The 25,894-nt window shown below is 37.4% G+C and carries 16 protein-coding genes; 12 read left to right on the forward strand and 4 right to left on the reverse strand.

Translation table 11 applies throughout. The annotated features are described in order from the left end of the window. The first annotated feature begins 19 nt into the window (after positions 1-19). Both sbcD and sbcC read left to right on the forward strand, forming a co-directional pair. Positions 20-1,138, forward strand: coding sequence for an exonuclease subunit SbcD (sbcD, locus tag TP70_RS11280; protein WP_044361709.1), 1,119 nt, complete (start codon positions 20-22; stop codon positions 1,136-1,138). Next, complete coding sequence (gene sbcC / locus TP70_RS11285) at positions 1,139-4,171, forward strand: exonuclease subunit SbcC (RefSeq protein WP_044361710.1); 3,033 nt, start codon at positions 1,139-1,141, stop codon at positions 4,169-4,171. Between the two features lie 112 nt (positions 4,172-4,283). Here the strand turns inward: sbcC and TP70_RS11290 are convergent, their stop codons facing one another. After that, a complete protein-coding gene (locus TP70_RS11290; protein WP_044361711.1) occupies positions 4,284-5,852 on the reverse strand; it encodes an IS1182 family transposase in 1,569 nt (522 codons plus the stop codon). 174 nt (positions 5,853-6,026) lie between these two features. Beyond that, positions 6,027-6,386 carry a large conductance mechanosensitive channel protein MscL gene (gene mscL, locus TP70_RS11295; RefSeq protein ID WP_044361712.1) on the reverse strand — a complete coding sequence of 120 codons (360 nt, stop codon included), beginning with the start codon at positions 6,384-6,386 and terminating at the stop codon, positions 6,027-6,029. Positions 6,387-6,630: 244 nt separating this feature from the next. On the opposite strand from mscL, the gene TP70_RS11300 reads away from it, so the two are divergent. The 3 genes from TP70_RS11300 (at position 6,631) to menI (ending at position 11,903) form a co-directional block, all read left to right on the forward strand. Next, positions 6,631-8,265, forward strand: a complete 1,635-nt coding sequence (locus TP70_RS11300) for a BCCT family transporter (protein ID WP_044361713.1) — start codon at positions 6,631-6,633, stop codon at positions 8,263-8,265. A gap of 324 nt (positions 8,266-8,589) precedes the next feature. Next, the gene (acnA, locus tag TP70_RS11305; protein WP_044361714.1) at positions 8,590-11,289 is read left to right on the forward strand and encodes an aconitate hydratase AcnA; all 2,700 of its coding nucleotides are present in this window, start codon (positions 8,590-8,592) and stop codon (positions 11,287-11,289) included. Positions 11,290-11,441: 152 nt separating this feature from the next. Beyond that, positions 11,442-11,903, forward strand: coding sequence for a 1,4-dihydroxy-2-naphthoyl-CoA hydrolase MenI (gene menI / locus TP70_RS11310; RefSeq protein WP_044361715.1), 462 nt, complete (start codon positions 11,442-11,444; stop codon positions 11,901-11,903). Between the two features lie 36 nt (positions 11,904-11,939). Here menI and TP70_RS11315 read toward each other — a convergent pair whose 3' ends face one another. Together TP70_RS11315 and plsY are read right to left on the reverse strand one after the other, a co-directional pair. Further along, complete coding sequence (locus TP70_RS11315) at positions 11,940-12,242, reverse strand: HesB/YadR/YfhF family protein (RefSeq protein WP_044361716.1); 303 nt, start codon at positions 12,240-12,242, stop codon at positions 11,940-11,942. A gap of 79 nt (positions 12,243-12,321) precedes the next feature. Then, entirely contained in the window at positions 12,322-12,903 is a 582-nt protein-coding gene (gene plsY / locus TP70_RS11320) for a glycerol-3-phosphate 1-O-acyltransferase PlsY (protein WP_044361717.1), read from the reverse strand. A gap of 478 nt (positions 12,904-13,381) precedes the next feature. Between plsY and TP70_RS11325 the strand changes: the two genes are divergently transcribed. The 7 genes from TP70_RS11325 (at position 13,382) to TP70_RS11355 (ending at position 25,754) form a co-directional block, all read left to right on the forward strand. Further along, positions 13,382-14,953: a Vga family ABC-F type ribosomal protection protein gene (locus TP70_RS11325; RefSeq protein WP_044361718.1), complete on the forward strand. Its 1,572-nt coding sequence runs from the start codon at positions 13,382-13,384 to the stop codon at positions 14,951-14,953. 195 nt (positions 14,954-15,148) lie between these two features. Next, positions 15,149-17,131, forward strand: a complete 1,983-nt coding sequence (parE, locus tag TP70_RS11330) for a DNA topoisomerase IV subunit B (RefSeq protein ID WP_103369443.1) — start codon at positions 15,149-15,151, stop codon at positions 17,129-17,131. Next, positions 17,131-19,545 carry a DNA topoisomerase IV subunit A gene (parC, locus tag TP70_RS11335; RefSeq protein ID WP_044361720.1) on the forward strand — a complete coding sequence of 805 codons (2,415 nt, stop codon included), beginning with the start codon at positions 17,131-17,133 and terminating at the stop codon, positions 19,543-19,545. Before parE ends, parC begins: the two co-directional genes overlap by 1 nt. A gap of 97 nt (positions 19,546-19,642) precedes the next feature. Continuing rightward, positions 19,643-21,121, forward strand: a complete 1,479-nt coding sequence (gene alsT, locus TP70_RS11340; RefSeq protein WP_044361722.1) for a glutamine transporter AlsT — start codon at positions 19,643-19,645, stop codon at positions 21,119-21,121. A gap of 220 nt (positions 21,122-21,341) precedes the next feature. Then, entirely contained in the window at positions 21,342-22,190 is an 849-nt protein-coding gene (gene glcT / locus TP70_RS11345) for a glucose PTS transporter transcription antiterminator GlcT (RefSeq protein ID WP_044361724.1), read from the forward strand. 120 nt (positions 22,191-22,310) lie between these two features. Continuing rightward, positions 22,311-24,347 carry a glucose-specific PTS transporter subunit IIBC gene (ptsG, locus tag TP70_RS11350; protein ID WP_044361725.1) on the forward strand — a complete coding sequence of 679 codons (2,037 nt, stop codon included), beginning with the start codon at positions 22,311-22,313 and terminating at the stop codon, positions 24,345-24,347. A 192-nt stretch (positions 24,348-24,539) separates the two neighbouring features. Next, the gene (locus TP70_RS11355; RefSeq protein ID WP_044361727.1) at positions 24,540-25,754 is read left to right on the forward strand and encodes an AI-2E family transporter; all 1,215 of its coding nucleotides are present in this window, start codon (positions 24,540-24,542) and stop codon (positions 25,752-25,754) included. Positions 25,755-25,894: the final 140 nt, after the last annotated feature.

Genomic DNA, 25,894 nt, shown 5'->3' on the forward strand with positions numbered 1-25,894 from the left:
AGGTTTTGAGGTGACAAACATGAAGATGATACATACAGCAGATTGGCACTTAGGTAAGCGACTGAATGGTCATAGTTTTTTAGAAGATCAACGCCATGTTTTAAAGCAGTTTGTTGACGCTATGGAAGAAGAACAACCGGATGTTATTGTGATTGCAGGAGATATTTATGATACTGCACATCCGAATAAAAGCGTGGTGACATTGTTTGAAGAGACGATTCAGCAACTTAATCTCAAGATGCATATTCCAATTGTAATGATTAATGGCAACCATGATAGTAAAGAACGTCTCAGTTACGGGGCATCATGGTTTAATAATAGTCAGTTGTTTATTCGTACGACGTTAGCGTCATTTTTTGAGCCGATTCTTTTTGAAGATGTTGCACTATACACGTTACCATTTTTTACAGTGTCAGAAGCACGTGAATACCTTGAAGAACAGGTAGAAAGTTATGAAGAAGCTGTGAAAAAATTTGTACAGCGTGTCCAATCACAACTTGATGTTACAAAGAAAAATGTATTAGTTGGTCACTTTACATTAAATGGCGCTCCTAAAAGTGACTCTGAACGTGATTTGACGATTGGGACGATTGAGGCGGTTTCTCCTAAATATTTAGAAGGCTTCGACAGTGTCTTACTTGGACATATTCATCATCCATTTGCATTAGATTATGATCATATTTTTTATAGTGGCTCGCTATTACAATATTCATTTTCTGAAGTGAATCAAGCGAAAGGGTATCGTGTGATTGAATGGCATGCGGATGGTATGCAACAAACATTCAAACGATTTGTGCCACAATACGAATTAGAAGTAGTTGAAGGAACGTATGAAGATGTGGTTAATGGCCGCTTCGAGCGTAAATCTGATAACAGTTATTTTCATTTTAAATTACGTGAGATGCATCATGTGACGGAACCGATGCAGAAGTTAAAACAATTGTATCCGAATACGCTAGCACTGACACCAGAAGTGTTTGTTGCATCGGTGTCGACAGAGCAAACGCCCCATATTAAGCAACTGCAACCGATGACAATTATTAATCAATTTTATGAAATGCACACAGATACATCATTATCTGACATTCAACAAGCGTATCTTGAAACATTGATGACTGAGCAAAGGGAGGGGAATTAAGTGAAGCCAATTTTGTTACGTCTTGAAAATTTTGGACCATTTGTAGATGAGACGATTGATTTTTCTAAAATACAAGAGAACCAATTGTTTTTAATATCTGGTAAGACAGGGTCAGGGAAAACAATGATTTTTGATGGTATTGTCTTTGCGTTATATGGACGGGCTTCTACAAAAGGAAGAAAAGTAGAGGATTTACGCAACCAGTTTGCGAATCCTAAACTACCACTTAAAGTCACTTTTGAATTTGAAGTGCGCGGACAACGTTACAAAGTCATTCGTACCGCTGCTTATAGAAAACCAGGGAACAAAAGTGATACAAATCCGACATTAGAAGTCTATGTTTATGATACGCATCAATATGTGTTAAAAGAAAGTAAGCGAACAGAAGGTAACCAATATTTATTAGACTTAATCAGGTTAAAAGAGGATCAATTTCGTCAATTGTTTATTTTGCCACAAGGTGAGTTCAAGCGTTTCTTAATTTCAAAAACATCCGATAAACAAGTGATTTTAAGAACGCTTTTCAATACACAGCTATATGATGTTTTAAATCATCAGTTACAAGATAAAACGAAAGATATCAAACATGATATTGAGAAGCAACAAGAAAGAATAGAAGATAGATGGCAAGATTTAGCAACTTTTGACAATGAAGTATTACAAGCATATCAAACATATGCGTCTCAGCAACATGACCGTCTTCTGGAAGTGTTACCAAAATATCGAGAAATAGGTCAAGAAGTCGTGCGCAATCTAGAAAACACGACGACTCAAATGAGTGCAAAAGTTGAAAAAGTAAGAGCTGAGATTGAACAACAAAATCAGCGCGTTGATTTGGAAAAGAAACTCAACGACGTTAATCATCATATTGAGACGTTAGAAGCGGAAAAAACTAAAATCCGTGTGCTTGAAGAACGACTTAAACGCATTACAGACAGTAAGTTAGCTGTGAAGTTATATCAAGATTTAACGAATGAAAAAGTGCAACTTTCTCATTATGAGAAGCAAATCGACGAACAAAAAGACATGCTTCAAGTAGCGCAACAATCATTAGAATTATTGAAGGCAGAACAAACGGACTTAGAAGCAAAAAATGAAACGATAACAGCGCAACGAACATTTGTAAATAACACACTTTATTATTATCAAAATGCGACTGTATATCAGACGCATCAAGCCAATCGTACGCAAAACATAAAAGCACTTGAAACATTAAACACCCAATTAGAAACGTATCAAAAGCAATATCAAGATTTAAAAGCATCGTTAAATGGCGAAGTTGTGGATATAGATAAAGAAAGAATGTATTTAGATCAACTGCAAGAAGCGACACAGGCATTTGATGAGCTGAAGCAAGCACAAAAAGAAGCCATGCAAGCGGAACAGTTAAAAGAGAAAATAGCAAAAGCAACTGCAGAGATTGAGTCATTAGAGGCGAAAATCACACTGAAGCAACAACAAGTGCAACATTTGTCACACAATGATCAAGCGTTGTTGAATCATGAAGAAGCGGTTCATATGTTACGAAGTGAATTGAAAACAGATGAACCATGTCCTGTGTGTCGTCAAATTGTTCGACATGCTGTTGAAGGTACAACAATTGAAGCATTAAAGTCGCAACAACAACAAAATGACCTGTTGGCACAAGAAATCCAACAGATGAGAGAAAAAGTGAATGCAGAACAAGGTTCATTACACTATTTAAAGTCTGATTATGAAAAGGTAGCACATGTTCAATTTGACGTCGCGCAATTTGAAACACAACAACAAAACATTGCGTCACTAACGAAAGCATATGAAACACTACGTGATAGCAACAAGAAGTTGGAAAAGTCATCTAAACGTTTAGCTGACATTGAACAGTCTATCAATCAAGTTAAACAAGAAATTGCATTGAAAACGCAACAACTTGCACGCGACATTGATGCAGTAGAGACATTTGAAAAAGACACGGGTTATGATGATATTCAAGCGTTTGTAAAGGCGCATAAGGCACAAGTGAAACAAATTGATGACTATGAGAAAGTAGTAGATGCGCAGCGAATAAAAATACAAAAATGTGAGAAAAAGATTTATGAGCATACCTCTCAATTAGATAGAACACAAATGATGTTAGAAAAAACGCTGAATGATGTCCAAAAGTTGACAACAGAGTTGGATGATGAACTTGGCCATTTGAAACTTAAAGATGTCCAAGCGTTAAAGCAAGTGGCCGATGAAGTACATTTAGAAGACGAAATAAAAGCTGAAATTAAGCGTCATTCAGATGACTATCAAGTTGCGGTTGCGAAACAGAAGGAATTAAAACAAAGTCTAGCGTCTATAGAAGTTGTTGATATAGAAATATTAAATACAACATTTAAAGCGTTAAAAACGGACTATGATCAACAGTTAAAACAATACAATCAAACAGAAGCACAATTGAAGGCGAATGAAGTGCGCATTCAAGAAATAGAAACACATATTCAATATTTAAAAGATCAACTTTCAGCGCAAAGTGAACTCGTCGAATTATCAGAAATCATCAAAGGGAATAACCATAGAAAGCTGAGTCTTGAAAACTATGTGCTCACATATTATTTGGATCAAATTTTAATACAAGCCAATAAGCGGTTGTTAAATATGACGGGAGATCGTTACCAATTAGTTCGAGGTGAAAAGGCAGGGAAAGGCTTTAGCGGTCTTGAAATAGAGGTTTTTGATTACTATGCCAATCAGTCACGCCCGATCACTTCACTGTCAGGTGGCGAAACATTCCAAGCGTCGTTAGCGTTGGCACTCGGATTATGTGAAATTGTTCAAAATGAGCAAGGTGGTATTTCGCTTGATGCAATGTTTATAGATGAAGGATTTGGTACGCTTGACCAAGAAACGTTAGAGACAGCACTTGATACGTTAATACAACTGCAATCAAGCGGTAGACTTGTTGGGGTGATTTCCCATGTGACGGAGTTGAAGGAGCGTATTCCAGTTATACTAGAAGTCATTTCAAATAATTATCAAAGCCACACAAGATTAACAATACGAGAATAAACAAAAAGGGGCTGGGACATAGGCATCCAGTTTCTTTGATAAAAAGTCGTTAAAATTCAGTTTTGGGATTTTAACGGCTTTTTTATCTTATGTATAAACAAAAAACTAGCACTTATCTGGCTAGTTTCCTAATGTTTACTGCCATAAGTGCTATTCCGAGTTCACATTCAACCTTTGATTGCGTGCGAACGGATAATTTTTGAAAACCCAAATTAGCCTTCAGGTTTCCAAAAGTTGATTCGACATCTATCTTTCTCTTTTTATAGATATCTTTTGTTTTTGGATCTGAAAGCTGCTTATTTGTGAATGCTTTAAAATAATCCCACGTCAGATTTTTATATAGTCGTTTGTTTGTATTAGGATTTGTACTGAATCTCATACACTCACTTCGTAGTGGACATCCAACGCAATCTTCACATTGATATAATTTAAAATCTCTTTGATGACCATATCTGTCTCTTCTTTTACTATAACTTCGGAAATGTAACTCCTTCTTATTCGGACATATATAGTAGTCATCTTTCTCATTGTATATCCAATTGGCAGTGATGAATGGATTCTTTTTGTATTTTCGCTTCTTCTCTTTTAGATACATACTGTAAGTGATTAATGGTGTCTTCTCAAAATCATCAAGTATCATTGTATAATTATATTCACTACCATACCCTGCATCTGCCACAATATACTCTGGAATGTCACCATATAATGCTTCAATTGATTTTAAGAACGGTTCAAGTGTCCTTGTATCGCCAGGGTTACTATAAACGCCATATGCCAAAACGAATTGATTATTTGTCGCTATCTGTAGGTTATAGCCAGGTTTCAATTGCCCATTTCTCATGTGATCATCTTTCATTCTCATAAATGTCGCATCATGATCTGTCTTAGAATAACTTTTTCTGTCACCATAAATTTCCATTTGTTTCTCGTATTTGGTTTTGCGTTCTTTAAAATCTTTGAATGCCTTTTTATGCTTTCTCACTTCGCTTCTTTGTTTTCTAAGTATTTTTCTTGTTTCAACATCTTGGGATGTTTCAATTTCAGAAGTGAGTGCGTCATTTTTGTCATCTAAATACATCTCTATACGATTTAATTCTTCTTTAGTTAAGTCATCTGAAGACTCTCGTTTAATTTCAGGAATAATTTCTTCTGTGATTAACTGTTCATACATAGCGGTTGATTTTTCAACAACAGATTTACTAAAACGTTTTGTATTAGCGAGCCATTGAAACGTATACTTATTCGCATTGGCTTCTATCTTCGTACCATCTATATAAATGGCGTCTTCTGTGATTAGTTTATCTTCTAATAGTTGTGCCCTTAAACCAACATAAAGGACATGCAGAAACTCCATCATATGTGGATTTACTCTAAAACGATTGATTGTTCTGTATGAAGGTGTTTGACCTTGTGCGAGCCACATCATTCGACAACTATCTTTAAGTAGAAATTCAATTCTTCTTCCTGAGAAAACAGAGTGTGCATAGCTATATAAAATGATTTTTAACATCATTTTAGGGTGGTAGGACGAAGGACCTCTATGATTGTAATATTGATTGAAAGTTTCTTGGGGAATAGATTCAACGAGTTTGTTGATAATAGATGCGATATCATTTTCTGGGAAAGAAATTTCAGTTTCGATTGGTAGTGTAAGCTGATTTATGTTATACTCTTTATACATATAAAGCACTCCTTTTTTGTTTTTGTCGTTATTAACAATTATAAAGGAAGTGCTTTATTTTTTTAAATAATATCTATAACGAAGGCCTGATTAAATGTCAAAAAACATTTAATCAGGCCTTCTTCGAAAAAAAGAGCCGGGAATTATGTCCCAGCCCCTTTTGTATGCTTAAACTTATTTGTTGCGTAATAAGTCACGGATTTCAGTTAAAAGAACGATGTTTTCTTCAACGATGACTTCTTCAACTTCTTCTTTAGGCTTCATAATTGTATTTGCAATTTTCACGAAGATGAATAATGCAACTGCAACGATCAAGAAGTCGATGATTGATTGAATGAAGATACCGTATTTAATACCAAATGCTGACCAGTTTTCAGCGAAGTTCACTTCACCGAATAATAATCCGATAAGTGGCATGATGATATTTTCAACTAAAGATGTAACGATTTTATTGAATGCAGCACCCATTACAACGGCTACAGCTAAGTCTAAGACATTACCTTTTAGTGCAAACTCTTTGAACTCTTGTAACATGATATTACTCCTTAATATAAATTATTTATTAAACATAATATATTATACATGATTTTGTTACGAATACAACATACTTTTTTTACAAATTTTTGTTTTCATTTTACACTACGTTGATTATAGTGGTCTATTTTGTTATGGTATATATTGTATTTGCATTTTTTACCTTTTAAACTCATTAAATTTGGGTATATATTTAAAAAGTGCACATTTGAAAATAAAATATTGAAAGGGAGTATGTTAATTTATGAATACTTCAAGTCCAGAACCAAATGGTAAGAAGTTTTCACCTGTTTTCTTAATTAGCGCTATTATTATATTTGTAATTGTACTAATTGGTGTATTTATCCCGACACAATTTGGTGATTTTACAAATGAGATAAAACTATGGATTACAGAAAACTTAGGTTGGTATTATTTAATTTTAACGACTATTATTGTTTTCTTCTGTATCTTTTTAATCTTTAGCCCGATTGGTAAGTTGAAGTTGGGGCGTCCAAATGATAAGCCGGAATTCAATACGGTATCATGGTTTGCCATGCTGTTTAGTGCTGGTATGGGTATCGGTCTTGTGTTCTATGGTGCAGCGGAACCGTTATCTCATTTTGCCGCACCGCCAACTGCAGATCCAATGACGAAGCAAGCTTATGCAGAATCATTGCGTTCTACATTTTTCCACTGGGGATTCCATGCATGGGCGGTATACGGTGTCGTAGCACTAGCACTTGCGTATTCTCAGTTTAGAAAAGGTGAACCGGGATTATTATCTAAAACATTGAGACCTATTTTAGGTGATCGTGTTGATGGACCTATCGGTATTTTTATCGATGTACTTGCAGTTTTTGCGACAGTTATTGGTGTAGCCGTATCACTTGGTATGGGTGCACTTCAAATCGCAGGTGGTTTGAATTATTTATTCGGTATTCCAAATAATATGCTGACGCAAGCTATCATTATCGTTGTTGTTACGATTTTATTCATTATGAGTGCATGGTCAGGTTTAAGCAAAGGTATTCAATACTTAAGTAACTTAAACATTGGTTTAGGTACATTGTTAATGCTTGCGGCTTTAATTGCCGGTCCTACAGTACTTATTATGAATATGTTTACAAGCTCAACGGGTGGCTTACTAGATTCTTTCCTATTTAGTAGCTTTGACACAGCAGCACAAAACCCTCAGAAGAACCAATGGATGTCTGACTGGACATTGTACTACTGGGGTTGGTGGATGAGCTGGAGTCCATTTGTGGGTGTATTTATTGCGCGTGTATCCAAAGGACGTTCAATCCGTGAATTCATTTCTGGTGTTATGCTTGTACCAGTTATTGTAAGTTTCTTATGGTTTAGTGTGTTTGGTGTGTTAGGTATTGAAACAGCTAAAAAACATAAAGAAATTTTTGACATGTCTGTTGAGACGCAACTCTTTGGTGTGTTTAACCACTTGCCAATGGGTATGATTCTATCAATTATCGCATTGTTATTAATCGCGTCATTCTTCATTACTTCAGCAGACTCAGCAACATTCGTTTTAGGTATGCAAACAACAAATGGTTCGTTAAACCCAAGTCAATTTATTAAAGTGACATGGGGTGTTGCACAATCACTTATCGCATTTGTTTTATTACTTTCTGGTAATGGTGATGGTGAAGCAGGCTTAAACGCATTACAAAGTGCGGCAATTATTAGTGCACTGCCGTTCTCTGTTGTTGTGATACTGATGATGATTAGTTTCTATAAAGATGCGAACAAAGAGCGTAAATTCTTAGGATTAACACTTACGCCGAATAAACATCGTCTGAAAGAATATGTAGCGCAAGCACAGCAAGATTATGAAGACGAACTCATTGCTAAGCGTAAAGGATTAAGGGAACAAGAGAAATAAACTTTATATAAGTAGTTAGGATGTTGACGCATTCTAACTGCTTTTTTTTATTTGGAATGACGCATTATGATTGTACGCTTAGATATTAAATATGATTTGAAAATAAAACGAGGTACTTTTATTTATTTACGCTATTGAAAATGATTCTCATTTAATAACTAAAGGTTATCAATAATGTTATATGTCATAAGTAAAAGTTATAACAACTAATTAAAAGAACAAAACTCAAATGCGGTCAATTTAGCGCTTACATAGTTGTTTTCATGCCACGTTAATAATACAATTGATTAAAAGGCATATAAATTTTTCAAGGGGGACATTCAAATGGCTGCAAATTTAAAAGAGCAAGCGAAGAAGTCATTTCAAGTAAACGGTCAAGACATCACGTACTATGACTTGAATGTATTAGAAGAAAAAGGCTTAACTGAAATTAGTCGTTTACCATATTCTATCCGTGTTTTATTAGAATCTGTATTACGTCAAGAAGATGGTTTTGTTATTACAGAAGACCACATTAAAACTTTGGCGACATTCGGAAAAGAAAACGACAAAGGTGAAGTACCATTCAAACCTTCTCGTGTTATTTTACAAGACTTTACAGGTGTGCCAGCGGTCGTGGACTTAGCCTCTTTACGTAAGGCGATGGATGATGTAGGTGGGGATCTAACAAAAATCAATCCAGAAGTGCCAGTAGACTTAGTTATTGACCACTCTGTACAAGTAGATAGCTACGGTAATTCAGATGCTGTTGCACGAAATATGAAATTAGAATTTGAACGTAACTATGAGCGTTACCAATTTTTAAGCTGGGCGACAAAAGCGTTCCAAAACTACAATGCGGTTCCGCCTGCAACAGGTATCGTGCACCAAGTTAACTTAGAGTACTTAGCGAATGTTGTGCATGTTCGTGATGAAGAAGGCGAAAAAGTAGCATATCCAGATACATTAGTTGGTACAGACTCACATACTACAATGATCAATGGTCTCGGCGTACTTGGCTGGGGTGTTGGTGGTATCGAAGCGGAAGCAGGTATGCTTGGTCAACCGTCATACTTCCCAATTCCAGAAGTAATCGGTGTGCGTTTAACAAACGAATTGCCACAAGGTGCAACAGCAACAGACTTAGCATTGCGTGTAACTGAGTTATTACGTCAAAAAGGTGTTGTTGGTAAGTTTGTTGAATTCTTCGGTCCTGGCGTAGACAAATTACCATTAGCTGACCGTGCGACAATCGCAAACATGGCGCCTGAATACGGTGCAACATGTGGTTTCTTCCCAGTGGATGATGAAACATTGAAATATTTACGTTTAACAGGTCGTTCAGCTGAACATATCGATGCGGTTGAACAATATTTAAAAACAAACCACTTATTCTTTAATGTGGAAGAAGTACCAAACTATACAGATGTTGTCGATTTAGACTTATCAACTGTTGAAGCGGCATTATCAGGACCGAAACGTCCACAAGATTTAATCTTCTTAAGCAATATGAAAGAAGCTTTCGAGAAGTCTGTAACAGCACCTGCGGGTAACCAAGGTCATGGCTTTGACGAAAGTGAATTTGATAAGAAGGCAACAATCGAATTTAAAGATGGCCGTAAAACTGAAATGAAAACAGGTGATATCGCGATTGCTGCGATTACATCATGTACGAATACATCTAACCCATATGTTATGTTAGGTGCAGGTTTATTAGCGAAAAAAGCAGTTGAAAAAGGCTTGAAAGTGCCTGAGTATGTGAAAACATCATTGGCACCAGGTTCAAAAGTTGTAACAGGTTATCTTCGTGATGCAGGTTTAACTGAGTACTTAGACAAACTTGGCTTTAACTTAGTTGGTTATGGTTGTACAACTTGTATCGGTAACTCTGGTCCATTATTAGAAGAAATTGAAGCTGCGATTGCTAAAGAAGACTTATTAGTGACTTCTGTATTATCAGGTAACCGTAACTTTGAAGGTCGTATCCACCCGCTTGTAAAAGCGAACTACCTTGCATCACCACCACTTGTTGTGGCGTATGCTTTAGCGGGTACAGTAGATATCGACTTACAAAATGAACCGCTTGGTCAAGATGCTGACGGTAACGATGTGTACTTAAAAGAGATCTGGCCATCAATTCAAGAAGTATCAGATACAGTGGACAGTGTTGTAACACCTGAACTGTTTAAAGAAGAGTATGCAACGGTATATGAAAATAACGAATTATGGAACGAAATCAATACAACAGAACAACCATTGTACGATTTTGACCCAAGTTCAACATATATTCAAAACCCAACATTCTTCCAAGGTTTATCTAAAGAACCAGGTACAATCCAACCATTAACTGGTTTACGTGTTATGGGTAAATTCGGTGACTCTGTAACAACAGACCACATCTCTCCAGCGGGTGCAATCGGTAAAGATACACCAGCAGGTAAATACTTGTTAGAGAATGGTGTATCACCACGCGACTTCAACTCTTATGGTTCTCGTCGTGGTAACCATGAAGTCATGGTACGTGGTACATTTGCGAATATCCGTATTAAAAACCAATTAGCACCAGGTACAGAAGGTGGCTTTACAACATATTGGCCAACAAATGAAGTAATGCCTATCTTTGATGCAGCAATGAAATACAAAGAAGACGGTACAGGTTTAGTCGTATTAGCAGGTAACGACTACGGTATGGGTTCTTCACGTGACTGGGCTGCAAAAGGTACGAACTTGTTAGGTGTGAAAACAGTTATCGCACAAAGCTATGAACGTATCCACCGTTCTAACTTAGTGATGATGGGTGTGTTACCTTTACAATTTAAAGAAGGCGAGTCAGCTGATACGCTTGGTCTTGACGGTCAAGAAACAATCCAAGTTGATATTGATGAAACAGTACAACCAGGTCAACTTGTTACAGTAACTGCAACAAAACCAGATGGCACTGTTGTGACATTTGAAGCGAAAGCACGTTTTGATTCAAATGTTGAAATGGATTATTACCGTCATGGCGGTATCTTACAACTTGTATTACGTAAAAAATTAGCTTAATACCAATAAATATGGCGAGTACAGCATATTGTATGTTGTACTCGCTTTTTTAGGTTGGAATTTTTATGACCATGAATGTCTTTGCTTATGACGAATGGTTGCTTTGTGATAAGATAGTGGATGAATAAGAATTCAGAAAGAGGGCACGCAGAATGATTTATGCATTAACGGAAATTGAAGTACGTTATCAAGAAACCGACCAAATGGGTGTTGTTTACCACGGTAACTATGCGACATGGTTTGAGGTCGCACGTACGGACTATATCCGCAAGTTAGGGCTCGACTATATGGAGATGGAAGCACAAGGGGTGGTATCGCCTGTCACAGAGCTTAACGTGCAGTATAAGAAGAGTGTAGGCTATCCTGAAAAGGTAACTGTAAAGACGTGGGTATCTAAGTTTTCAAGATTGCGCTCACGTTACCAATATGAAATTTATAATGAACAAGGGGAACTGGTGACAACTGGTTATACAGATAACGTCTTGATTACCAAAGATGAAGGAAAGCCAGTTCGTATTGATAAAGCTTTTCCAAATTGGTATGACGTATATAGTGACGTTGATCGACGAAATAAAGCTGGTGAAGCATTAGAAGTTAAAAAAACCAATCAATAAGCACAATGCCTATTGATTGGTTTTTTACTTGTATGTTTAATTTTTAACTTGTGCGTGATAAACGATCTCATCATCAACAATGTCAATCTTTAATTGATGATCTTCATAATACCAGACATCTTTCTCAGCGATAACGACATGTAAATCATCTACGATCGTTTCATAGCCAACTTCATCAATATCTTTGAGAAAGTCGACATTAAATGCAGGACTAAATCCTTGTTTTAATTGAAATTCGCCACCGTAACGGACGACAAAGTGGAGTACTTTACCAGCTTCAGGTAATTCAAGTTCCTCTTTGAACCATTCAACAGCCTTAGGGGTAATTTCTAAATGCATGCGCGAAACGCCTCCTTGTTCATATAAGTAAAGTACGCCTTAATTGTAGCGTGTTTTGTATTGAAATCAACTATCGTGCTTACATCCATTTGATTTTCGGTTCTGTGCCTTTTAAAATACGTTTAATATTACTCGTATGGCGATAGATGAGCAAGCTTGCGACGATAAAGCTAATGCCGAACAAAATGTAATCACGGACGATTAGCGCACCGATGACACAGCAAACTGCTGCAATAATGCTTGACAGTGATACATACTTTGATAAATAAAGAACGACAAAGAAGATCACCATTAGCACTAAAAATAATAATGGGTTAACGCCTAGTAGTACACCGGCACTTGTCGCAACGGCTTTACCACCTTTGAACTTTAAATAAATTGGATAGACATGCCCAATAATCGCGAAAATACCGACGATTAAGCCATGCACATCAACGTTGAACCATAATGGGAAAAATACAACGATGAATCCTTTGAAAATATCGAAAAATGTTACCGCAAAACCAGCTGGCTTCCCGAGTACACGAAAGCTATTCGTTGCACCCATGTTGCCACTGCCAAATTTTCTAATGTCTTTTTTAAAAAATAATTTACCAATAATGTAGCCGCTTGGAATGGATCCAATTAAATAGCTAGCAATAAATAAAAGGCATAATGCCATGTATTTTCACATCCTTTTAGTACCTGCTCTTATTTTAACATAAATTTAGTAAGCGTCATGTATTTTCTATTAACAATGTCATAAATGATTGGTATGGACGTAGAACAATTCCCTTATGTAAGAGATGAAAACATATGAGGGGATGATTGAGACATTTGACATTTATAAGGCATTTGTATACGCTTAAAGTAACTTAATGAGCGAAAGGGTGAACCAACTACATGATTTATTAATCCTATTTTATGAACGTTTTTAATTGAAGGTAAACGAATAATTCAGCAATGATTTGCTGTTTTTTAGACGTGCTTTCAATGACGCGATTCAGGATAGGATTGTACTTCTGTGGTTGCAAATAGCACATCATGCATTTAACGGATATGATGTCGTATTTTGTGCACCTGTATGGATTTTTGCCTCCTATTCTGAATGACAATAGGGGGCATTTATTGTCTCCAAATACGTCTAAGGAGATGATCATATGAGGATTTTATTAGAAGCAACACAACTCAAACACTACGTACAAAGTCGTTTACTCTTGGATATTGATAAACTGCAAGTGTATGAGGGCGAGCGTATTGGTTTGGTTGGGCATAATGGTAGTGGAAAAACATCATTACTGCAAATACTGGACGAACAGCTTTTATCGGATGAAGGGGTTGTAACGCAATATACGAAACGTGCATATATTCCGCAACTTAAGTCTTACGAGATGACGAAGAGTGGTGGTGAAGTGATGCAAAGGCATATTCAACAGGCGCTTGATCAACAACCGGAATTGTTGTTTGCTGATGAGCCGACAGCTAATTTAGACACGGCACATATAGAAGCGCTAGAGCGAACATTACAAGCGTGGACGGGTGCGTTTGTTATCGTTTCGCATGACCGTGCCTTCCTAGATACATTATGTACGACGATATGGGCACTTGAAGAAGGTCAGTTAAAGGTCTATAAAGGCAATTATAGTGATTATGTTGAACAGAAAGCACTGGAACGTCGACAATTACAGCAAGCGCATGAAAAGTATGAAAGAGAAAAGAAGCATTTGGAAGCGGCCATTAGGTTAAAAGAACGACAGGCGGAACGAGCGACGAAGAAACCGAAAAAGCTTACTAGTTCAGAAGCGAGAATCAAAGGGACAAATGTCTATTTTGCCAATAAACAAAAGAAGATGCGTCAAACCGTTAAGGCTATGGAAAAGCGATTGGATAGATTGGACAAGGTAGAGAAAGTGAAAGACGAACCACCACTCAAAATGACGCTACCAAATTCAGAGAAAATAAAACAGCGTGTCATCATACGTGCGGAAGATTTTTCAGGTCGTATGGGTGGACGTGTCTTGTGGCATGCTACAGATTTTAATGTAGTTGGTGGGGATAAGCTCGCCATTGTGGGTGCGAATGGCAGTGGGAAAACGACGCTAATTAAGCAATTATTACGCCAACATTCAACTGTTTCTATATCGCCATCGGTTAAAATTGGTTATTTTAGCCAGAATTTAGATATATTAGATGACGCAAAAACGATTTTAGAAAATATAAAACGTACATCAGAACATGATGAAACATTGATTCGTACGGTACTTGCACGTATGCACTTTTTTAAAGAAGATGTCTACAAACGTGTAGATGTACTAAGTGGCGGCGAACGTGTCAAAGTGGCGCTTGTGAAAATATTTTTAAGTGATGTGAATACGCTTGTGTTGGACGAACCAACAAACTTTCTCGATATGCAAGCGATTGAGGCATTTGAGGATTTATTGCGTGCGTATGCAGGAACGGTCATTGTTGTGTCGCATGATCGTAGGTTTATTGAAAACATAGCGACACGTATTATGATTATTGACAAGCAACAGATCAACTTATTTGAAGGGACATATCAACAATGGAACGAAGCACAAGTAATGGCACAAAACAGCGATGTAAATGATGACAAACTACTGCTAGAGTTAAAAATTGCTGAGGTGTTAAGTCGATTAAGTATGGACCCTTCAGAGGCATTAGAACAAGAATTTCAAGAATTGTTGAAGCAAAAGCGTACACTTGATGAATAAGTGACGCATAAAGTGTTTTAAAGCATCACTTTTTATAAGTTTTCACTTTGTATAATAGGGAGAAAATGGCTTAGGTTCGGCGTTATCTTTCATTTGTGGCTTGCATTTTTGCGGTTTTTATATAAGAATAGCTATTGTATAGTTTGATAAACGAACGTATGTTTGCAGGAGGGGAATTGTGTGTCGACGAAAAAGATGAATAATTATTCGGATGATGCGATACAAGTATTAGAAGGTCTTGAAGCGGTACGTAAAAGACCAGGTATGTATATAGGTTCTACAGATAAACGCGGCTTACACCATCTCGTATACGAAGTCGTTGATAACTCTGTCGATGAAGTTTTAAACGGCTACGGTAATGAAATTCAAGTGACCATTAATGCCGATGAAAGTATTACAATTGCAGACAATGGGCGTGGGATGCCAACAGGGATACATCAATCAGGTAAGCCAACGGTCGAAGTTATCTTCACAGTACTGCACGCAGGCGGTAAGTTTGGTCAAGGTGGCTACAAAACATCTGGTGGTTTGCACGGTGTAGGTGCCTCTGTTGTGAACGCTTTAAGTGAGTGGTTAACAGTTGAAATTCATCGTGACGGCAAAGTATTTGAACAGAAGTTTGCGCATGGTGGTGTGCCGCAGACAAGTCTCGTGAAAAAAGGAAAAACGAAAAAAACAGGGACAATCGTTACGTTTAAACCAGACCCAGAGATTTTTAAAAGTGCGACATCTTTCAACTTTGATACGTTAAGCGAGCGTTTTCAAGAATCAGCGTTCTTACTTCAAGGTTTAAAAATTGTTATGGAAGATAAGCGACATGGCAAAGAAAGACAAGAAGTTTATTACTATGAAGAAGGTATTAAAGCGTTTGTTAGCTATGTCAATGAAGGCAAAGAAGTGCTGCATGATGTTGCGCTATTCCAAGGCACGATGAATGATATTGAAGTCGATGTTGCTTTTCAATATAACGATCAATATTCAGAGAGTATTTTAAGTTTTGTAAACAACGTGCGTACAAAAGATGGTGGCACGCATGAAGTGGGCTTTAAAACGGCGATGACACGTGTCTTTAATGAATATTCACGCCGTATCGGTGAATTGAAGCCAAAGGATAAAAATGTGGAAGGAAACGATATACGTGAAGGTTTAACGGCAATTGTATCAGTGCGTATTCCTGAGCATCTTTTACAATTTGAAGGGCAAACGAAATCAAAGCTTGGTACGCCTGAAGCGAGAAGTGCGGTAGATGCATTGATTGCTGAGCAGTTACCTTATTATTTGGAAGAAAAAGGACAACTTTCCAAAGCACTAGTGAAAAAAGCAATTAAAGCACAACAAGCGCGTGAAGCGGCACGTAAAGCACGTGAAGATGCGCGTTCTGGTAAAAAGAACCGTCGCAAAGATACATTGTTATCTGGTAAGCTGACGCCTGCACAAAGTAAAAATACGGAGAAAAATGAATTGTACCTTGTCGAAGGTGACTCTGCTGGTGGTTCAGCAAAATTAGGACGTGATCGTAAGTTCCAAGCGATTTTACCATTGCGCGGTAAAGTGATTAATACTGAAAAAGCCCGCCTTGAAGATATTTTCAAAAATGAAGAGATTAACACGATTATTCATACAATCGGTGCGGGTGTGGGGAACGACTTTAATATAGAAGACAGTAACTACAACCGTGTTATTATTATGACCGATGCGGATACCGATGGGGCACACATTCAAGTGCTATTATTAACATTTTTCTTCAAATACATGCGTCCACTCGTGCGTGAAGGACATGTGTATATCGCATTACCACCTCTTTACAAACTTGAAAAAGGGAAAGGGAAGCAACGCCGTGTTGAATATGCGTGGACGGATGAAGAATTAGAGAAGTTGCAGAAAAAGCTTGGTAAAGGGTTTACATTGCAACGATATAAAGGTCTTGGTGAGATGAATCCGGATCAACTATGGGAAACAACGATGAATCCGGAGACACGTACGTTGATTCAAGTACAAATTGATGATGAAGTGCGTTCGTCTAAGCGTGTATCGACATTGATGGGTGATAAAGTAGCGCCACGCCGTGAATGGATTGAACGTCACGTGCAATTCGGTATGCAAGAAGACCAAAGTATTTTGGAAAATGATGAAGTCCAAATTTTAGTAAAAGATGAAGCTGACGGGGAGGATGCATAATGGCAGAAGTAATACAAAGTTTACCGTTGGAAGATGTAATTGGCGATCGTTTTGGCCGTTACAGTAAATATATTATTCAAGAGCGTGCCTTACCAGACGTGCGTGATGGTTTAAAACCGGTACAACGTCGTATTTTGTATTCAATGTATTCAAGTGGTAATACATACGATAAAAACTTCCGTAAGAGTGCGAAAACAGTCGGTGACGTGATTGGGCATCTTCATCCCCACGGTGACAGTTCCGTTTATGATGCGATGGTGCGTCTGAGCCAAGATTGGAAGTTGCGTCATGTGCTCGTTGAAATGCACGGGAATAACGGGAGTATTGACAATGACCCACCAGCGGCAATGCGTTATACGGAAGCGAAACTCAGTCAGTTGGCTGAACAGTTATTGCGTGACTTGAATAAAGAAACGGTGGACTTTATACCAAACTATGATGATACAACGATGGAACCAATGGTATTACCTGCGCGTCTTCCACATTTGTTAATCAATGGTTCGACAGGGATTTCTGCGGGGTATGCGACGGACATTCCACCACATAACTTAGCCGAAGTGATTACAGCGACTTTGAAGTTGATCGATAATCCGGATATGACAGTCAAACAGTTGATGAAGCATATTAAAGGCCCTGATTTTCCAACAGGTGGTATTATTCAAGGGATTGACGGTATTCAAAAAGCGTATGAAACGGGTAAAGGTAAAGTTGTTGTACGTGCCAAAACGGAAACTGAATCTTTACGCAATGGACGTAGCCAAATTGTTGTGACAGAAATTCCATACGAAGTGAACAAAAGTAGTCTTGTTAAAAAGATTGACGAGTTACGTGCGGATAAAAAAGTGGACGGCATTGTGGAAGTACGAGATGAGACCGATCGTACAGGTTTAAGAATTGCGATTGAGTTGAAGAAAGATGTCAACGCGACAGCAATTTTGAATTACTTGTATAAGAATACGGATTTACAAGTAGCATATAACTTCAATATGGTAGCGATTAGTGATGGTAGACCGAAATTGATGGGGATTAAACAAATTATTGATTGTTACTTGAATCATCAGATTGAGGTTGTCACGCGTCGTACGCGTTATGATTTACAACATGCAGAAGACCGTATGCACATTGTTGAAGGCTTGATGAAAGCATTGTCTATTTTAGATGAAGTCATTGCGCTCATTCGAGAATCAAAAAATAAGCGTGATGCGAAAGACAATTTAGTCGATAAGTACGCTTTTACAGAAGCGCAAGCAGAAGCGATTGTTATGTTGCAATTGTACCGTTTAACGAATACGGATATTGTCGCATTGCAAGAAGAGCACGATGAACTTGCGAATAAAATAGCAGCATTAAATAATATCTTGAATGATCATAATGTGCTATTAGATGTGATTAAAACAGAACTTTTAGAGATTAAAAAGCAATTTAAAGAGCCAAGATTATCAACAATTGAAGAAAAAATAGCAGAAATTAAAATTGACAAAGAAGTATTAGTACCAAGTGAAGTTGTGATGGTCAGTGTCACAAGTGAAGGGTACATTAAACGCACGTCATTACGTAGTTATAGTGCATCAGGTAAAGATGAAATTGGATTGAAAGCAAACGATTATGTGTTGAAATGTTTGGAAGTGAATACACAAGATACAGCGCTTGTCTTTACCAATAAAGGGCGTTACTTGTCGATACCGGTGCATAAGCTGCCTGAAATTAAGTGGAAAGATCTCGGCCAACATATTTCACAATTGGCATCAATAGATGAAGATGAGGTAATTGTCGCTTGTGATGTTGTTTCAACCATTGATGATAGTGAAGCGGTTATTACGGCAACACGTAACGGTATGATCAAAATGACGACGTTATCGCACTACAAAACAGCGCGACATCTTAAACCACTTGTAGCGATGAAGTTAAAAGAGGATGATGTTGTGATTGCAGCGGTCAAAACAAATGTATCCGCAGTAAGTGATTTTGTGACGCTGTTAACACATAAAGGGATGTCGCTCACATATCCGATTTCAGAGTTGCCGGCGACAGGCTTGCGTACAGGTGGTGTGAAAGCCATTAACTTAAAAGCGGAAGATTATGTCGTAATGGCTGACTTAGTAGGTGAACAAGATACGATTTTAATTGCGACACAACGCGGTGCATTGAAACGTATTGGCTTTAACGTCTTACAACCAGCAAAACGTGCACAACGTGGTCTTACGTTGCTGAAAGAACTGAAAAAGCAACCGCATCGTATTGTTGCGGCACGTGTCTGTCGTGAAGCGGACACACAATACCATTTAGTGTCTGATGAATCTGTTCATGATGGGCAAATTGACAAAATTCATTTATCTGAACAATATACGAACGGCTCATTTGTTGTTGATACAGCGTCATTTGGCGAAATACGTCATCTCTTTATTAGCGAATAATAAAAAAAGAGATAGTCACTTTTGCACAACAATGATAAAATACTACTAGTTGTGTTTATTGAAATATATGAAAATCTAATAGTAAAGAGTGATAACAATGAGAGATTTTGATAGTTTAATTCCTGATTGGTTCAAAGCATTCGTGCAAGTCGGGAATGATTTGATTTGGTCGCAATACTTAATCGGTCTCCTTCTAACAGCTGGTATCTTTTTTACAATCAGCTCTAAGTTTGTTCAAATTAGGTGGATTCCTGAAATGTTCCGTGCGATCAAAGAAAAACCGGAAACATTAGATTCGGGTGAAAAAGGGATTTCATCATTCCAAGCTTTTGCCATCAGTGCAGGGTCTCGTGTAGGGACTGGTAACATTGCAGGTGTTGCAACTGCAATCGTACTTGGTGGTCCTGGTGCGGTATTCTGGATGTGGATCATTGCGATTGTAGGTGCAGCAAGTGCATTTATAGAGGCAACATTAGCACAAGTATACAAAGTACCAGACAAAGATGGTGGTTTCCGTGGTGGTCCAGCATACTACATTACAAAAGGACTTAATCAAAAATGGTTAGGTGTTGTATTCGCAATATTGATCACCGTTACATTTGCATTCGTTTTTAACACAGTTCAATCGAATACTATTGCAGAATCACTCCAAACTCAATATAACGTTAGTCCAGTCATCACAGGTGCAATTCTTGCTGTTATTACAGCCGTTATTATTTTTGGTGGTGTTCGTAGCATCGCAAACTTATCTTCAGCAATTGTGCCTTTTATGGCAATCATCTATGTGGCGATGGTATTGGTCATTTTATTAATGAACTTTGATCAAATTATCCCGATGATTTCTACCATTATTAAAAGTGCATTCGGTATCGATCAAGCTGCCGGCGGTGCTGTAGGTTTTGCGGTATTACAAGGGGTTAAACGTGGTTTATTCTCTAACGAAGCAGGTATGGGTTCAGCGCCGAATGCTGCCGCAACAGCAGCTGTATCTCACCCAGTGAAGCAAGGTCTTATCCAAGCTTTAGGTGTATTTTTTGATACGATTCTTGTATGTACAGCGACAGCCATTATGATTTTACTGTACTCAGGTTTAGAGTTCGGTGAAGGTGCTGTCCAAGGTGTCGCAGTGACACAATCAGCATTGAACGAACATTTAGGTAATGTTGGTGGTATTTTCTTAACAGTTGCGATTACATTATTCGCATTTTCTTCAGTAATTGGAAACTATTACTATGGTCAATCCAATATGGAGTTTTTAACGAAAAGTAAAGCAGCGCTATTTGTTTTCCGTTGTTTAGTCGTTGTACTTGTATTCATCGGAGCTGTTGTTAAGACAGAAACGGTATGGAGTACAGCTGACGTATTCATGGGATTAATGGCAATCGTCAACATTGTTGCGATTATCGCTTTATCTAATGTTGCTTTATCTGTTATGCGTGACTATCAACGTCAACGTCAAGCAGGTATCCGTCCAATTTTCAGACCAGAAGAATTAGAAATTAACTTATTTGGTATTGAATGTTGGGGAAATAAGGCACAAAACCAAAAAGACACAACAGAAAAAATGAATCAATAATTCGTCTATAAGTTGAATGTGGAAAGCATATTGCATTTCTGCATTCAACTTTTATTATTTTTGTTATGCCATACAGTAACAATTGATATGTTTGTTGATGCTATAGTTAAAATAAGGGTTACATATACATTGTTGATATGAATTTCTAAGATTAAACTTTTCAACTGCGCTAAGAGCCGATATAATTTGATTTGAGTGTTAAGAGAGAGATGGTGATAAAGTGAGCGCATATAAAATCGTAAAGGTCCTTAATAATAACGTTTTAATTTGTAAAGATAATGGGACAGAAGTTGTGCTAGTCGGTAAAGGAATTGGATTCAACAAAAAACCGGGAACGATGATGAAAGATTCGGATACGATTGAAAAAGTTTTCAAGTTACAAAATAAATCTGAACAAGATCATTACCTGCAGTTAATGGATCAATCGAACGACGAAGAAATTCGTGTCGTTATTGAATCCGTGCAAATCATTTTGGCACACTTTAATATCGAAAATAATGAGTCCTTTATCGTATCGTTAACCGATCATTTAATCTTTGCGTTGAAACGTGTAAAAAATGGCCAGTTAATCTCGAATCCATTTCTAAGTGAAACGAAGTATAGTTATCCAGAAGCGTATCAAATTGCGAAACGCGTTGTTGCACGGCTAAATTTACAGTTGAATATTGCTTTTCCTGAAGATGAGGTTGGTTTTATCGCCTTACACATTGCGTCACAAATTGAACATGTCAGTGTTGAAAATACGAAACAAGTGACGGAATTGATTAATCGTGCGGTTCGCTTGATTGAGCATGATAGAGACATACGTATTGATGTAACGTCTCTGCAATACCAACGATTTATTCGTCACATGCACTTTTTATTGCAACGTTTAAAAAAAGGCGAACGAGCAACAATTGAATTAAGTTTTGAAAGACTATTGAAAGAACAATATCCGCTATGCTATAATGTGGCTGTAAAAATAATTAAAATGATTCAATCACAAATGGACGTTGATGTTTACGAAGCTGAAGTGGCATATTTAACAATGCACATACAGCAGCTAGTTCGTATGTCTCAACAACCTTAAATCTATAAACGTGTTACTAAGTGAGATTAGGCATGAGTTAAAAAATTGTGAATACTCCTATTCGCAGTTTCTTTACTCATGCCTTTTGTGTTGAAATCATTCAAAATGGAGGTTAGTACAGTGAGAAAAAAGCTTTTTGGTCAATTGCAACGAATTGGTAAAGCGTTAATGTTACCTGTTGCGATCTTACCTGCTGCCGGTTTACTTTTAGCTATCGGTACAGCAATGCAAGGGGACGCATTGCAAGGCTACTTACCATTTCTACAAAATGGTGGCGTACAAAGCGTAGCAGAAATGATGACAGGTGCAGGTGGCGTTATATTTGATAACTTGCCAATTATTTTCGCAATGGGTGTCGCAATTGGTTTAGCTGGTGGTGACGGTGTAGCAGCTATTGCAGCACTTGTCGGTTACTTAATCATTAACAAAACGATGGGTGCCTACTTACACGTAACACCTGAACAATTAGAAAATCCAGCCAATGGTTATGCAAGTGTTTTAGGTATTCCAACACTTCAAACAGGTGTGTTCGGTGGTATCATTATCGGTGCATTAGCTGCATGGTGTTATAACAAGTTCTATAACATCAACTTACCATCGTACTTAGGATTCTTTGCCGGTAAACGTTTCGTGCCAATCGTTATGGCAACAACATCTTTTATTTTAGCATTCCCAATGGCATGGATTTGGCCAATCATTCAAAATGGCTTAAACGCATTTAGTGAAGGATTATTAGATGCAAATACAGGTATCGCAGTATTTTTATTCGGATTTATTAAACGACTATTAATTCCGTTCGGTTTACACCATATTTTCCACGCACCATTCTGGTTTGAGTTCGGCTCTTACACAAATGCTGCTGGTGAAATTATCCGTGGTGACCAACGTATTTTCTTAGAGCAAATTCAAGAAGGTGGCAAGCTAACTGCTGGTAAGTTTATGCAAGGGGAATTCCCAGTTATGATGTTCGGTTTACCAGCTGCTGCTTTAGCAATCTATCAAGCAGCAAAACCTGAAAACAAAAAAGTTGTTGCAGGTTTAATGGGTTCAGCTGCGTTAACATCATTCTTAACTGGTATTACTGAGCCTTTAGAATTCTCATTCTTATTCGTAGCGCCTTTACTATTCTTCTTCCATGCGGTATTAGATGGTTTAGCGTTCGTTACATTGTATTTCCTTGATTTACATCTTGGTTATACATTCTCAGGTGGTTTCATCGACTTCTTCTTATTAGGTATTTTACCGAATAAGACAGCGTGGTGGCTTGTTATTCCAGTTGGTTTAGTTTATGCAGTCCTTTACTACGTTGTGTTCCGCTTCATGATTAAGAAGTTCAACTACATGACACCAGGTCGTGAAGATAAACAAGTATCTGCGCAAACAACAGAAGCTGGCGACTTACCATACGCTGTTTTAGAAGCAATGGGTGGTCAAGAAAACATTAAACATTTAGACGCATGTATTACGCGTCTTCGTGTTGAAGTGAAAGATAAAGCTGAAGTAGACGTTGCACGTTTGAAAGATTTAGGGGCATCAGGTGTCCTTGAAGTGGGTAACAACATGCAAGCAATCTTCGGTCCTAAGTCAGACCAAATCAAACACGAAATGCAACAAATCATGTCAGGTAAAGCTGTTAAATCAACAGTTAACTTAGATGACAAAGATGAAGCAACAGTGGTTGATGCGGCAACAGCTAACAAAGAAAAAGTAAATCACGTTGTCGCGGCGCCGTTAAAAGGTGATGTATTACCATTAAGCGAAGTACCTGACCAAGTGTTCAGTGAGAAAATGATGGGTGATGGTATTGCGATTCGCCCAACAGAAGGTAAAGTTTACGCACCATTTAATGGACGCGTACAGATGGTATTCCCAACGAAACATGCGATTGGTTTAACATCTGAAGACGGCTTAGAACTATTGATTCACGTTGGTTTAGATACAGTGAAATTAGAAGGTCAATGTTTTGATGTACTTGTTGAAGAAGGACAAGAAATCAAAACAGGCGATGTTTTAATGACATTCGACTTAGACTACATTCAAGCACATGCGAAAAGTGATATTACGCCAATTATTGTGACACAAGCAGATGTAACAAACTTGGATTACACAACAGCAACAACTGTTACAGCAGGCGACAAACTTTTTGAAACAAAATAGTAAATAATTAGAGAAAGCTGGGATACGGTGTTGTATGCATGACGTATCTCAGTTTTTCTGTTTTTATGGCGTGTGTTACACTAGGTAATCAAGCGTTTACGTCGTTTTTTTGTCAAATTTCTGTTAGTAGTTTGAATTTGAGGAAAAAAAGTATAAACTATAATTACTTTCCAAAAGGTTGGGTGAAATTTTATGTCAGAACAAGTAACGGAAAAAAAGGAAAAAAAAGCGCATTTTAAAATGGGTGAGAGCCGCTTCATTCAGTTTTTTGGCGGTAGAGATTTATTGTTTGCGTTAGTCGTATTTATTCTTTTCGGTGTCGTTATTTTTATCTTTGATCTTGTGTCTTACATATTTCAACCATTTATTATTATTTTTAACACGATTGCTGCACCGATTATTGTCGCACTCATTCTCTATTATTTATTCAACCCGATTATTAATATATTAGAACGTTACAATATTAAGCGTGTATGGGGGATTACACTTCTCTTTTTAGGTATTATCGGTTTAATTACATTGGCCGTTAATCTCTTGATTCCGATTGTGTCTTACCAATTTGATCGCTTAATGCATAACTTCCCAGCTTATATTAATAAATTGACAAACTTTGCGAATAATATGATGCACATCCCATTTTTATCTGATTATTATGGGGAAATTGAAAAATGGTTGCACAGTTTACAACAAAAAATTCCAACTTTGGCAGATGGTTTTAGCGATAAAGTTCGCGTATTTGCTGAAGCTGTTGTCAATGTAACGGTTGTTATTGTTACTGTGCCATTCGTCTTATTCTTTATGTTAAAAGATGGGCATCGCTTTAAAAACTTTTCAAATAAAATCGTGCCACCGAAGTTTCGTAAAGATGTACATGATTTGTTAGATAAGATGAGTGAACAAGTCGGTTCATATATTCAAGGGCAAATTATTGTATCATTTTGTATTGGTGGCTTACTCTTTATCGGCTATTCAATTATCGGATTAGATTATGCGTTGATTTTAGCAAGTATTGCGGCTGTAACGAGTGTTGTGCCTTATCTTGGACCAACGATCGCTATTTCACCAGCCATTATTATTTCAATTATTACTTCACCGTTTATGTTAGTGAAGTTGATTATAGTCTGGACTGCGGTTCAATTTATTGAAGGGCATTTCATTTCTCCTAATATTATGGGGAAAACCATGCGTATTCATCCATTGACAATCATCTTCGTCCTGTTATGTGCAGGGAACTTACTCGGTGTCGTCGGGGTCATTTTAGGGATTCCAACGTATGCGATTATTAAAGTATTGGTATCACATATTTTCATGTTATTTAAAAGACGCTATAACAAGTTTTATGCAGACGATGCGGGTCCATACGAAATGGTAGAAGACCCAAAAAATCGTGAATATCAAGGAGAATAAATACGTGTGAAAGTTACGTCGATATTTTCTTGATATGATGAGCAGGTTTGTGTGTGCTTAAAATAAGCAGTGGAGCTTAGTTAAAATGCTGTCATTAAGTAAAATATGGCAGTAGGGGTTTGAAGTGAAACGGACGTTTA

Source organism: Staphylococcus microti (assembly GCF_000934465.1).
GTDB classification, from domain to species: Bacteria; Bacillota; Bacilli; order Staphylococcales; family Staphylococcaceae; genus Staphylococcus; species Staphylococcus microti.